This window comes from Mesorhizobium sp. M0340 (genome assembly GCF_040321535.1).
Taxonomy (GTDB): Bacteria; Pseudomonadota; Alphaproteobacteria; order Rhizobiales; family Rhizobiaceae; genus Mesorhizobium.
The window spans coordinates 349,907-362,295 of sequence record NZ_JAMYRR010000001.1; the positions used below are offsets into that span (position 1 = coordinate 349,907).

At 64.3% G+C, this 12,389-nt stretch carries 10 protein-coding genes; 5 read left to right on the forward strand and 5 right to left on the reverse strand.

What is annotated here, in order from left to right; translation table 11 throughout:
- The first annotated feature begins 28 nt into the window (after positions 1–28).
- On the forward strand, positions 29–2,341 hold the full coding sequence (locus NKI79_RS01775; protein WP_352799551.1) for a glucose/quinate/shikimate family membrane-bound PQQ-dependent dehydrogenase: 2,313 nt from the start codon (positions 29–31) through the stop codon (positions 2,339–2,341).
- A gap of 10 nt (positions 2,342–2,351) precedes the next feature.
- On the opposite strand, the gene NKI79_RS01780 is transcribed toward NKI79_RS01775, so the two are convergent.
- A complete protein-coding gene (locus NKI79_RS01780) occupies positions 2,352–2,783 on the reverse strand; it encodes a hypothetical protein (protein WP_352799553.1) in 432 nt (143 codons plus the stop codon).
- A gap of 9 nt (positions 2,784–2,792) precedes the next feature.
- Positions 2,793–2,966, reverse strand: a complete 174-nt coding sequence (locus NKI79_RS01785; RefSeq protein WP_352799555.1) for a hypothetical protein — start codon at positions 2,964–2,966, stop codon at positions 2,793–2,795.
- Between the two features lie 246 nt (positions 2,967–3,212).
- On the opposite strand from NKI79_RS01785, the gene NKI79_RS01790 reads away from it, so the two are divergent.
- Complete coding sequence (locus tag NKI79_RS01790) at positions 3,213–4,112, forward strand: dienelactone hydrolase family protein (protein WP_352799557.1); 900 nt, start codon at positions 3,213–3,215, stop codon at positions 4,110–4,112.
- Here the strand turns inward: NKI79_RS01790 and NKI79_RS01795 are convergent, their stop codons facing one another.
- A complete protein-coding gene (locus NKI79_RS01795) occupies positions 4,113–5,021 on the reverse strand; it encodes an EamA family transporter (protein WP_352799559.1) in 909 nt (302 codons plus the stop codon).
- 90 nt (positions 5,022–5,111) lie between these two features.
- Here NKI79_RS01795 and NKI79_RS01800 point away from each other — a divergent pair, with 90 nt between their 5' ends.
- Entirely contained in the window at positions 5,112–5,591 is a 480-nt protein-coding gene (locus tag NKI79_RS01800) for an Lrp/AsnC family transcriptional regulator (protein ID WP_352799727.1), read from the forward strand.
- A gap of 259 nt (positions 5,592–5,850) precedes the next feature.
- Here NKI79_RS01800 and NKI79_RS01805 read toward each other — a convergent pair whose 3' ends face one another.
- The gene (locus tag NKI79_RS01805; RefSeq protein WP_352466944.1) at positions 5,851–6,048 is read right to left on the reverse strand and encodes a hypothetical protein; all 198 of its coding nucleotides are present in this window, start codon (positions 6,046–6,048) and stop codon (positions 5,851–5,853) included.
- A 164-nt stretch (positions 6,049–6,212) separates the two neighbouring features.
- Positions 6,213–6,698, reverse strand: coding sequence for a thioesterase family protein (locus NKI79_RS01810; protein ID WP_352799561.1), 486 nt, complete (start codon positions 6,696–6,698; stop codon positions 6,213–6,215).
- Positions 6,699–6,817: 119 nt separating this feature from the next.
- On the opposite strand from NKI79_RS01810, the gene NKI79_RS01815 reads away from it, so the two are divergent.
- Together NKI79_RS01815 and NKI79_RS01820 are read left to right on the forward strand one after the other, a co-directional pair.
- Positions 6,818–8,233, forward strand: a complete 1,416-nt coding sequence (locus NKI79_RS01815; RefSeq protein ID WP_352799562.1) for an FAD-binding oxidoreductase — start codon at positions 6,818–6,820, stop codon at positions 8,231–8,233.
- 96 nt (positions 8,234–8,329) lie between these two features.
- Positions 8,330–12,388, forward strand: a complete 4,059-nt coding sequence (locus NKI79_RS01820; RefSeq protein ID WP_352799563.1) for an AsmA family protein — start codon at positions 8,330–8,332, stop codon at positions 12,386–12,388.
- Position 12,389 lies beyond the last annotated feature (1 nt).

The window sequence follows — 12,389 nt, forward strand, 5'->3', positions numbered from 1 at the left end:
GGAGCGCACCAGTCGAAGGAGCACCGTCTTGGCTGTGGTCATCACCTCCCTGATCCTTTTCCTCATCGGCCTGGCGCTTGGCGGCGGCGGTATCTGGCTCGTGACGCTGGGCGGCAGCTGGTATTACGTCATCGTTGGTCTAGCTTTCCTTGTCGCGGCCTGGCTGCTCTACAGGCGCAGATCCACCGCGCTGTGGCTCTACGCGGCGATCGTGCTCGGCACGCTCGCCTGGGCGGTCTGGGAGATCGGCTTCGACTGGTGGGAACTCGGTCCGCGCGGCGGCATCATCGTGCTTGTCGCGCTATGGCTGTTGACGCCATGGGCGCGGCGCGGGCTTACCGGTCCCGACGGACGCGCACCGCTTATCCTCGCCGTGCTGGCATCGCTTGCCGTCGCCGGTTATTCGATGACGGTCGATCCAAAGGATATTGCGGGTGAACTCAACACCGACAAGGTGACGCCGACGGCCGATCTCGGCGGCAATGTGCCGCCCGGCGAATGGCACTATTACGGCCGTACACCCTATGGCCAGCGCTATTCGCCGCTCGACCAGATCACCCCGGAAAACGTCGCCAATCTGCAGCCGGCCTGGACCTATCAAACCGGCGACGTGAAAGGGCCCGACGACATCGGCGAGACGACTTATCAGGTGACGCCGCTGAAGATTGCCGACACGCTCTACATCTGCACACCGCATAACTTCGCCATCGCCATCGATGCCGCGAGCGGCAAGGAGAAATGGCGCTTCGATCCCCAGGTCAAGCTAAACAAGGACCGCCAGCACCAGACCTGCCGCGGCGTGTCCTATTATGCCGACGCCAAGATCGCCGCCGGCCAGCCCTGCGCCACACGCATCTACCTGCCGACATCCGACGCTCGGCTGATCGCCCTCGATGCGGCGAATGGCCAGGTCTGCCCCACATTTGCCGAGGGTGGCACGCTGAACCTGCTCGCCAACATGCCATATCCGAAGCCGGGCTATTATTATTCGACGTCGGCGCCGCTGATCGTCGCCAACAAGATCATCGTCGGCGGCGCGGTCAACGACAATTATTCGACGCAGGAGCCGTCCGGGGTCATCCGTGCCTACGATGCCGACACAGGCGCGCTGTTGTGGAACTGGGATTCCGGCAATCCAGACCAGACGACGCCGCTGCCGCCGGGCCAGACCTACACCAACAACTCGCCCAACATGTGGTCGACGGCAAGCGCCGACGAAAAGCTCGGCCTGCTTTATGTGCCGCTCGGCAACAAGACGCCGGACCAGCTCGGCGCCGGGCGCAGCGCCAATGACGAGAAATTCTCCTCGTCGATCACCGCGCTCGATCTCAACAGCGGACAATTGCGCTGGGTGCGGCAGACCGTACATCACGATCTCTGGGACATGGACGTGCCGGCGCAGCCGACGCTGGTCGACATCACCACGGAAAATGGCGTGGTGCCGGCGCTGGTCGGGCCGACCAAGCAGGGCGACCTCTATGTGCTCGACCGGCGCAGCGGCGAGCCGATCGTTCCGGTCAAGGAAGTGCCAGCACCCGGCGGCGCGATCGAGGGCGACCATACCTCGCCGACACAGCCGACCTCGGACCTGAGCTTCAGTCCGAAGCCACTGACCGGCGCCGACATGTGGGGCATTACCATGTTCGACCAGCTGGCCTGCCGGATCGAGCTTCGCAAGTTGCGCTATGAGGGCCGCTATACGCCGCCGTCGCTGCAGGGCTCGCTGATCTATCCCGGAAATTTCGGCACCTTCAACTGGGGCGGTGTGGCAGTCGATCCGATCCGGCAGGTGATGTTCGGCATGCCGACATACCTGGCGTTCATCTCCAAACTGGTGCCGCGCGCCGACGTGCCGCCGCCCGGTGACACCAAGGGCAGCGAACAAGGCCTGAACCGCAATGAGGGTGCGCCTTACGCAGTGATATTGAAGCCGTTCCTGTCGCCGCTCGGCATTCCCTGCCAGGCGCCGCCCTGGGGCTATGTGGCGGGTGCCGACCTTCGGACCGGCAAGATCGTCTACAAGCATCGCAACGGCACCGTCTACGACATGACGCCGCTGCCGCTGCCGTTCAAGGTCGGCGTGCCCGGCATTGGCGGGCCGATGATCACTGCCGGCGGCGTCGCCTTCCTCGGTGCGGCGGTCGACGACTATGTGCGCGCCTATGACCTGACGACCGGCAAACAGCTCTGGCAGGCGCGGCTGCCTGCCGGCGGGCAGTCGACACCCATGACCTACACGGTAGCCGACGGACGCCAGTTCGTCGTCATCGTTGCCGGCGGCCACGGCTCGGTCGGCACCAAGCCGGGCGATTATGTAATGGCCTATACGCTGCCGAAATAGAGAAGTTCCTTCAGAGCCCGAGATGCCCTTTCAGGTCGGGTACCGATGCAAGGACCTCATTGGTTAGCTGCGGGCCGGCTGCTGCCTCGGCCTGCTGGACCAGCATCGTGCCGGCCTGACTGATTTGTGCGAGCGTAAGGCCTGATGCCTTGAGTATGGCGACGCCGTTGATCAGCGCGCCGGTCTTTTCGCCGAGAGCGCCGCCGAGCGCGCCCTCCAGCGAGGACAGGAGGCCACCACCGGAAGCCGCGCCGGGAGCCATGACATCATATCGCTTGGCCAGGGCGTCGGCTCCCGGGATTTTGGCAAAGAAGCTGGACAGGGTCGTGCCTTCCGCCTCGTGTTCAAGCACCGAGAAAATCGTGCCGGCGATCTTTTCCGTCAAAGCCTGGTTGAGACCGGATTTCTGGGAGACGGTGTTGATGATGTCCTGAACGTCCATGATCTTTCCTCAGACCTTGGTGTTTGCGGGCGGGTGCCGGTTGACGCGGATCTTGATCAACGATCGTTTGAAGGCGGGGAAGGCAGTGAACCGCAGCGCCAGCAAAGCCATGGCGGCGAGGGCGACCCACTTGCCAGAAGCGGGGAGGGAAAGGTCATGGGCGTATTCCTTCGTCTCAATCACGCATTCTTTTCCCGCCAAATGGCCATTCTCGTTCGCCAGATGGCCCGAATGAGGCATAGCCCGGTAACTTCTTTTTACATCGTGGTGCGTGCATTTAGCATTGCCACAAAGGACCAAAATTTAACGACGGTGCGGCGCCGGGCATCACGGTCGTCGTGCAGGGACTTTTGGCAGCCTCACTCAGCCGTGACTGGACCAGGCAAGCTTCGGCTCTATGTTGCCGCGGGGGCCCACGAGGAGCGCGCCATGACAACACCTGCCGGACCCACTGCCGCCAAGCCTGTCATTACCCAGGCGATGATCGATGCCTATGACGAATACACGCATCTGACGCTCGACCGGCGGCGCTTCATGGAGCAATTGACCAGGCTTGCCGGATCGGGTGCGGCAGCTGCCGCGATCGCGCCGCTGCTGGCGGCGAACTCGGCCCAGGCGGCAATCGTGGCGGAAGACGATCCGCGTGTGAAAGGCGAGGACATCAGCTATCCCGGCAGCGGGGGCGAGATGAAGGGCTATCTGGTCAGGCCGGGAGACCAGACCGGCAAGCTTGGTACCGTCATCGTGGTGCATGAGAACAGGGGTCTCAACCCGCATATTCGCGACGTGGCGCGGCGCGTTGCGCTGGAAGGGTTCGTGGCGCTTGCGCCGGACTTCATGACACCGCTCGGCGGCACGCCGGGCGATGAAAACAGGGCACGTGACCTGTTTTCCCAGCTCGATCCAGCACAGGTCGCCGCCAATGCCGTCGCAACTGTCGCCTACCTCAAAGGCTACAAGGACGGCAACGGCAAGGTCGGCGCCGTCGGCTTCTGCTGGGGCGGCGGCACGGTGAACATGCTGGCCGTCAACGCGCCGGACCTCGCAGCCGCCGTCGCCTATTACGGCATGCAGCCAAAGGCCGAGGACGTACCGAAGATCAAGGCCGCGCTCATGCTGCATTATGCCGGCCTCGACACCCGCACCAATGCCGGCATCGATGCCTTCAAGAAGGCACTCGACGCGGCTCATGTCGAATACTCGGTCTATGTCTATGAAGGCGCCAACCATGCCTTCAACAACGATACGTCGGCGGCCCGCTACGACAAGAATGCGGCTGACCTCGCCTGGGGCCGGACGATCGCCTTCCTCAAGGAGAAGCTGGCCTGATCAGGTGGGCGCCGGCGCCGGTTTGTGAAGGGCGACGCCGGCCACCACCAGCGCGATGCCGATGCAGTCGGTGAGGCTCGGCACCTGCCGCAGCACGATAACGCCGATCAACGTCGCGGTGACCGGCAGCAAAGACAGCATCAGCGCGAAGCTGGAGCGCGGCAGCCGCGACATGGCAAGCTGGTCGCATATATAGGGAATGACCGACGAGCAGATGCCGACGCCGACCGCCGCAAGCAGCAGCGGCGGCGCCGAGAAAGCCGGCAGAGCATCGGCGAAACCGATCGGTAGAACGACGAGAAGGGTGACCGCCATGGCGGCACCCAGCCCGGCGATGCCATCGCCGGCACCGCCGCGCGCGACGCGGTGGCCGAGCACGATGTAGCCAACGAACAGCGTGCCGTTGAGGAAGGCCCAGAACAGGCCGACGGGATCGCTCGACCATTTGACGTCGATCAGCAACAGGGTGCCGGCGACAGCGATTGCGAGTGCGGCGAGATTGCGCGGGCTTCTGAGGCCAACAAGCGCAACGCCGATGGTGCCGACGAATTCGATCGCCGCCACCAGCGAGATCGGCAGCCGGTCAAGCGCCAGGTAAAACGAGCAATTCATCACCCCAAGGCAGACGCCGAAGGCCAGAAGCAACAACCGCGTCGAGCGATCGGCGCGGGCGAAGACCGCCCAGGGCCGGGTCAACGGGGCAAAGACGAGTGCCGCGGTGGCGATGCGCAGCCAAGCCATGCCGAGCACGCCGACATGCGGGAACAGCAGCACCGCGAAGGCCGGTCCGAGATAGTGGAACACGGCGCTGACGCCGAACCAGAGATGCGGCGGGACCGCGTTTGCCAAGGTAAAGGCGGGGCCGGCGAGTGCCGGACTTGCTGCGGGGGCTTGCGTCCGATCTTGCATGGGATCAGTATCGCAGGCGATTTTTGCTATTGATATGGATGATGGCCGGTCATTGCGGCTATTTGCTTTCCGAAAGCAAGGAGTTGTCCGCTGAAACGCCTTCGAAATGAAAATGCCGATCTGGACTCGGCGGATCTGAAAATCCTGCGCCTGCTAGAAAAGGACGCGCGCACCAGCACCGCCGAACTAGCGCGATCGGTCGGCCTGTCGGCGCCGAGCGTGGCCGAGCGTATCAAGCGGCTGCAGGAAAGCGGTGTGATCGAGGCCTACACGGTGCGTATCAATCCGGCCGCGCTGGGCATGAAGCTGTCGGCATGGCTGCGCATCAGGCCGGTGCCGGGGCAACTCGCCGTCGTGGCCGAAATTATCCGCGACCTGCCGGAAATCGCCCAATGCGAGCGGGTCACCGGTGAGGACTGCTTCATCGCGCTGGCGCATGTCGCCTCGGTGGCCGAGCTCGAGCGAGTGATTGACCGGATCATTCCCCATGCGATGACCAACACGGCGATCATCCAGTCGTCGCCGGTGGTGCCGCGCTCGCCGCTGGGGGCGGTGAAGCGCCAGCCTTGATGCTTGGGGTCGTTCGTCAGCACGTCGTCCGCTTAACTCGAAACGTCGCGCCGCCCCTTCATCGCCCTGCCGGGCACTTCTCGGACGCTGTCATCAATGGTTTCGTTAATTGCCAGCGTTGCTGAAAGAGCGCTGAGGCTGCGGCCAGCCCCTTCTCCCCGTCACTATACGCGGAGAAGATGGCGGCAGCCGGATAAGGGGCAGCGCAAACGTTCCAGAAATGCAAACCGGACGGCCGGTCTGTTTCTTCCCGCACCGTTCAGGCGTGGCCGCGTTTGATCCGCGCCTGCTTCAGGATGGCGCGCCAGCGGATCATGGCGAAGGGAATCGGCTCGTTGTTGTTGGCGATGTGGAAGATCTCGTTGTTGAGGTTCTTCAGCGAGCGCCAGAAATCATAGTCGGTGATGCGTGGATCAGCCGCCAGCCTGTCCGCCTCGACCTTGATGTCGGTTTTCATGCACGTTCCCCGAACCGCTGCTGCTCCGCCGCCCGTATCGCAATTCGATGCGGATGGTTTTCCAACGCCGCGCTGAGTCGTTCAACGTCTCAATTCGGCTTGTTCACGTTAAAACCTCGGTAAGGTTAACGGCGGTTGGCCAGTGGTTCAAGCGCTCTCTTGGTTCAAGCCGGCTTACGACGAATACCGATCGAGCGGCCGGCGCGCTCCGGCATCGGCAGGGCGGCATGGGCGGCGCGCATCGCTTCCACCCTGGCCAGGACGTCAGCGGGGAAGGGCGCGACCCTCGGGCCAGCCATGTCGACATGCAGCGACAGCGTTTCGGAGGTGGCGGCGAGCCAGCCGTCGAGATGGCGGATTTCCTGGTAGGCCCTCAGCCGCTTCTCGTCATGGTCCAGCAACTGGAACGAGACTGTGACCTTGTGGTCGAGATGCAATTCCTGGACGTAGCAGACATGGACTTCCGCGGTGTAGATGGTCAGCCGCCGTTCCCTTACATAGTCCGGCCCCATCCCCATCACCTCGAAGGCTTCGTCGGAGCACCGGTCGAACAGCACGTTGTAATAGGCCATGTTGAGATGGCCGTTGTAGTCGATCCAGGCCTCCTCGATGTCCATGGCGCGAGAGACGAAAGGGGCGGGGATGGGCATCGGAAACTTCCTTCTCGTCATGCCGGGATGAGCGTGGACTGGACAGAGCGTGGTTGGTGAGACTACGCATCCGTAGATGCAGAACAAGGGTGGACGCTGGTCCATTCGCGGAGGAATCGATGGCTCTAAGCGACCTCAATCCGGTCGAGCGCAACGAAGAAGGCATCGCCGCCGTGCTCGGCATCCTCAAACAGCGGCTCGGCGAGCGATTCCAGACCGGCCAGGCGATCCGCGCCCAGCACGCGCACACCACGACCTATATTCCGACGCAGGCGCCGGACGGCGTCGCCTTTGCCGAGACCACGCAGGAGGTGCAGGAGATCGTGCGCGCCTGCGCGGCCCATCGCGTGCCGGTGATCGCCTTCGGCGTAGGCTCTTCGCTGGAAGGCCACACCAATGCGCCGGGCGGCGGCATCTCCCTCGATACGTCACGCATGAGCCGCATCATTGCAGTCAATCCGCAGGACCTCGATTGCACCGTCGAGCCCGGCGTGACGCGCGAGGACCTCAACCGGCATCTGCGCGACACCGGCCTGTTCTTTCCGATCGACCCGGGTGCCAACGCTTCGCTCGGCGGCATGGCGGCGACGCGGGCGTCGGGCACCAACGCCGTGCGCTACGGCACGATGCGCGAAAACGTCCTGTCGCTGACTGCGGTGATGGCCGACGGCGAGGCAGTGACGACCGGCAAGCGCGCCAAGAAAAGCTCGGCCGGCTACGATCTGACACGGCTGCTGATCGGCTCGGAAGGCACGCTCGGCATCATCACCCAGCTGACGTTGAAGCTGCAGGGCATTCCGCAGGCGATTTCGGGCGGCGTCTGCCCGTTCCCCAGTGTCGAGGCCGCGTGCAATGCGGTGATCGCGACCATCCAGATGGGCATTCCGGTGGCGCGCATCGAATTGGTCAACGCGCTGCAGATGCGGGCGATGAAGACCTATTCGAAGCTTGATTATCCCGAGAGTCCGTGCCTGTTCGTCGAGTTCCACGGCAGCGATGCCGGCGTCGCCGAGCAGGCCGAAACCTTCGGCATGATCGCCGAGGAAAATGGCGGCGGCCCGTTCCTGTGGACCAGCGTCGCCGAAGAGCGGACGAAATTGTGGAAGGCCAGGCACGATGCCTACTGGTCGTCGCTGACGCTGCGGCCGGGTGCCAAGGGCCTCTCGACCGATGTCTGCGTGCCGATCTCGCGCTTTGCCCAATGTGTCACCGAGACCGAGGCGGATATCACCGAGATGGGCCTGATCGCGCCGATCGTCGGCCATGCCGGCGACGGCAATTTCCATGTGCTGGTGCTGATGGACGCGGACGATCCGAAGGAGATCGCGCTGGCGGAAAAATTCGTGGCGCGGCTCAACATGCGCGCCATCGCCATGGACGGCACCTGCACCGGCGAGCATGGCATAGGGCAAGGCAAGATCGGCTTCCTGCGGCATGAACTCGGCCATGGCGTCGACATCATGCGCACGATCAAGCAGGCGCTCGACCCGCTGAATATAATGAACCCCGGCAAGATATTGCCTGGAAAGGACTGATCTTCAGGCCGCTGCCGTGCCCCCATTTGCCTCTTTATCGACACGCTGATGCGGGTAGAGTGCCACTGACTTTCAACCAAAACTATCCAGGAGCTGATGCTCGCACGCCTGTTCGTGATCTTCGGTGGGCTTCTTGTGCTGGTGCTGTGTGCGGCGCTGGTGGTGCCGTACTTTGTCGACTGGACGGGTTACCGTGCCGATTTCGAGCGCGAGGCCAGTGCCGTCCTCGGCCGCAAGGTGACCGTGCAAGGCGATGCGACGGCAAGGCTGCTGCCGTTCCCCTCGGTGACCTTTTCCAACGTCGCCGTTGCCGGTGGCCCCAACGGCCAGCCAGCGATGACCGTCGAAACCTTTTCGATGGATGCAGAACTCGCGCCATTCCTGCGCGGCGAGGTGCTGATCTTCGACATGCGGCTGGTGCGGCCGAAGGCGACGATCGACATCGCCGCCGACGGCACGGTCGACTGGACGATACGGCCATCCTCGCCGTTCGATCCCGGCCAGATCTCCATCGAGAAGCTGACGGTGACGGAAGGACAGATCGCGCTCAGCCACGCCGCCGGCGGGCGCAGCCATCTTATTTCCGAGATCAACTCAACGATCTCGGCCAAGTCGCTGGCCGGCCCCTGGCGGCTGGACGGCTCACTGTTGCTGGACGGGTTGCGGACCACGATCGCCGCTTCCACCGGCAAGGCCGAACCGGACGGGCAAATGCGGCTCCGGCTCAAGGCCGATCCGGATGCCTATCCGCTGGTCATCGAGACCGACGGCAATGTGGGCCTCGTGGAGGGCGCCGCCGTCTATTCGGGCCAGTTCAAGATATCGGGCGCAGACCGGACCGCCGCGCGGCCGCGCGGCACCGGCGGTGAGGCGCTGAAGGTCAGCGCCGGCAAACCGGACCCGGGCTTCAGGCTGAACGGCAAGTTTTCGCTCGACCACCAGAAGCTCGGCGTCGACGAATTCCGCTTCGAGACCGGGCCGCTCGACAATCCCTACACCGCTGACGGCACGGCTGCGGTCGACCTTGGGCTGAAGCCGCATTTCTCTATCGAGGCCAATGGCGCGCAGGTGCAGTTCGACGAGGCGGTCGGGGCGGCGGCCGGGGCCGGATTGACGCTGTCCGAACGGGTGGCGGCGCTCGAGCAAGCGCTGCTCGATCTGCCGAAGCCGACCATACCGGGCACGGTCGAGGTGAAACTGCCGGCGGTGGTCGCAGGCGACACCACGGTTCGCGACGTGCATCTGTCCGCCGAGCCGGCCGAAGGCGGCTGGGCGGTAAAATCGCTGGCCGCCACGCTGCCCGGCCGCGCCAAGCTGGAAGCCAATGGCATGGTCAGCGTCGAGGACCATTTCGGTTTCACCGGATCGCTGCTTCTGGCGGTGGCGCAGCCCTCCGGCTTTGCCGCCTGGCTGTCGAAGGACGTCGACGAGGCGATCCGCCGTTTGCCGGCCGCCGGCTTCAAGGCCAAGGTGGATTTGAGCGAAAAACACCAGGCCTTCAGCGATCTCGAACTCATCCTCGGCAAGGCGAAGTTCTCCGGCCGCATCGATTCCAACCAGCCCGACGAAACCCGTCCATCGGTGCTGATGCAACTCGAAGGTGGCGAACTCGACGTCGATGGGCTCGCTGCCTTCGCCTCGATCTTCGTCAGCGACAAGGGCGCCAACCGCTTTTCCGATCGCGACCTCGATTTCCAGATCAAGGCCGGGCCGGTCAGCGCCGGCGGCTTGACCGCCGATAGCGTCGATACTTCACTTAGATTGCGTGAGGGGCTGCTTGAGATCGACCGCCTGTCGGTCGGCGGACTTGCCGGCGCCTCGATCAGCGCCACCGGCCGGATCAAGGATTTCCCGGCGAGCCCGACCGGCAAGCTCGACGCCTCGGTGGTCGCCGTCGACCTCAAGCCGCTGATCGACGTCGCCGTCCAGCATTATCGAGACAATGCGGTGCTGAAGTGGCTGGCGGAGCGCGCTGCTGCCTATCCCGAGCTGTTCCAGGATGCGCGTATCGACGCGGTCACGAGTGCCGCAGACAATGGCGATGGTACGACCGGACTGGCCATGAGCGCACAGGGCAAGGCCGGTGGCTCGGCCTTTTCGGCGTCGTTGTCCGGCAAAGGGGCGCTCGACCGGCCTCTCGAAGCGCCGGTGACGCTGACCTTCAACGCAAGGAACGCCGACGCCACCGCGCTTCTGGCGCTTTACGGTCTGCCGGCGCTGCCGCTCGGCATGCTCGGCGAGGCGACCACCGACGTCTCGGCCAAAGGCACGCTTGGCGGCGGCCTGGCGACACGATTCAGCTTGGCCGGCAATGACTTCAAAGCTGGTTTCGACGGGACAATTGCCGACACGCCTCAGGGCGCGGCCGCCAAGGGCAAGGTCAGCCTTGAAACGGCCGACATCTCGCCATGGCTGATGACGACCGGCGTCGGCCTGCCCGGCATGGAGACCGGCATGTCGACGTCGCTTGCTGCCGATGCCGACTACGGCAATGGTCTCCTGGTGCTGAGCGGGCTCAGCGGCGCCGTCAACGAAGCGGCGGTTTCCGGTGACGTAAATATCGACATCAAAGAGGGACTGCCGCATCTTGCCGGCGCGCTGTCGCTGGACGAGCTGGACCTCGATCCGATGGCGGTGATGCTGTTCGGCGACCAGGCTTTCCTTGTCAATGACAGGACCTGGCCGACGGCACCGTTCAGCCAGAAATCCAGTCTGCCATTTACCGCCGATCTCGATCTGACGGCGGCGTCGCTTGCCGCCGGCCCGCTTGCCACCGCCTATGACGCTGCGCTTTCGCTGCAGCTCGACCAGGAGGGCATCCGTGTTTCCGACCTCAAGGCAAAATTCCTCGGGGGCGAGTTGAGTGGCCTGTTCGAGCTCAAGAACAATGACGGCACCGGGCTTTTCTCCGGTCAGATGAAACTCGCCGGCTCCGATTTGACAGCTGTGCTGCCGGAGGCCGGCATCAGCGGCAGCGGCGATTTCTCGACGGCGCTTTCGACCAGCGGCAAATCGGTCGACGCGATGGTCGCGGCGCTGTCCGGTTCCGGCACGGCGACGCTGAAGGGTATGACTATTGCCGGCTTTAATCCCGATGCCTTTGGCGCATTTATTGCCAAGGCCGACGCGATCGGGCGCGATATCGACGCGTCGAAGACTGCCGGTTTTGTGCCGCAGATCGCCGCGGCGGGCAGTTTTCCGGCGCAGGACACCGATATTGCCTTCACCATCGCCGGCGGCACGCTGAGGGCGCCGCCGGTCAAATTGGAAAGCCCGGGCGCGACGCTGTCCGCCGACATCACCGCCGATCTGAACACCAGCACCGTCGATGCCAAGGGCGAGGTCGCCTATCGACCCGGCGATGAGGCGCTGGTCGGCTCCGAACCGATTTTGAATTTCAGCGTCGACGGTCCGTTCGGCGCCACCAAACGGCAGTTCGACAGCGAGCCGCTGGCCCAGTTCCTGACCCAGCGTGCGCTGGAAAAGGAGCAGCAGCGAGTCGAAGCCATGCAAGCCGCACTGCTCGAGAAACAAAGGCTGCGGCGTGAGGTGCGCTACTACGCTGCCCTGCAAACCGAGCGTGAAAGAGCGGCGGCGGAACGGCGCAAGCAGGAGGAGGAAGCGGCGCGGCTGAAGGCTGAGGCCGACGCCAGGGCAAAGGCCGAAGCCGAGGCTCAGGCCCAAGCCGAAGCGGGGGCGAGGGCGCAGGCTGAAGCCAAGGCGAAGGCTGAAGCGGACGCCAGGGCAAAGGCCGAAGCTGAGGCGCAGGCCCAAGCCGAAGCGGAGGCCAGGGCGCAGGCCGAAGCCAAGGCGAAGGCGGATGCAGCGGCGAAGGCCGAAGCCGAGGCGAGGGCGAAGGCCGAGGCGGCTGCAAAGGCCAAAGCGGATGCGGAAGCCAAAGCCAAGGCGGCGCAACAGGCTGCCGAGGAAGCAGCGCAGGCCGAAGAACAGCAACGCCAGAGGGCGGAAGAGGCGTTGCGGATCGCCTCGGAAGAGAAGGCAAGGCTCGACGCCGAACGCAAGGCCGCGGCGGAGCGAGCGGAACGGGCGCCACCGGCCACAAATAACGTGCCACCGCCAGTGCAGCCCCCGCCAAAGCTCAAGTTCGATCCCTCGTCGATCGACGATCTGCTAAAATCGCTGAATGGCGGGTGAC

What these genes read in the sequence shown, in the direction of transcription:
- NKI79_RS01815 (WP_352799562.1), top strand. Translation starts at nt 6,818, where the DNA reads ATGGCTCTAAGCGACCTCAATCCGGTCGAGCGCAACGAAGAAGGCATC.
- NKI79_RS01795 (WP_352799559.1), bottom strand. Translation starts at nt 5,021, where the DNA reads ATGCAAGATCGGACGCAAGCCCCCGCAGCAAGTCCGGCACTCGCCGGC.
- NKI79_RS01810 (WP_352799561.1), bottom strand. Translation starts at nt 6,698, where the DNA reads ATGCCCATCCCCGCCCCTTTCGTCTCTCGCGCCATGGACATCGAGGAG.
- NKI79_RS01805 (WP_352466944.1), bottom strand. Translation starts at nt 6,048, where the DNA reads ATGAAAACCGACATCAAGGTCGAGGCGGACAGGCTGGCGGCTGATCCA.
- NKI79_RS01820 (WP_352799563.1), top strand. Translation starts at nt 8,330, where the DNA reads ATGCTCGCACGCCTGTTCGTGATCTTCGGTGGGCTTCTTGTGCTGGTG.
- NKI79_RS01790 (WP_352799557.1), top strand. Translation starts at nt 3,213, where the DNA reads ATGACAACACCTGCCGGACCCACTGCCGCCAAGCCTGTCATTACCCAG.
- NKI79_RS01780 (WP_352799553.1), bottom strand. Translation starts at nt 2,783, where the DNA reads ATGGACGTTCAGGACATCATCAACACCGTCTCCCAGAAATCCGGTCTC.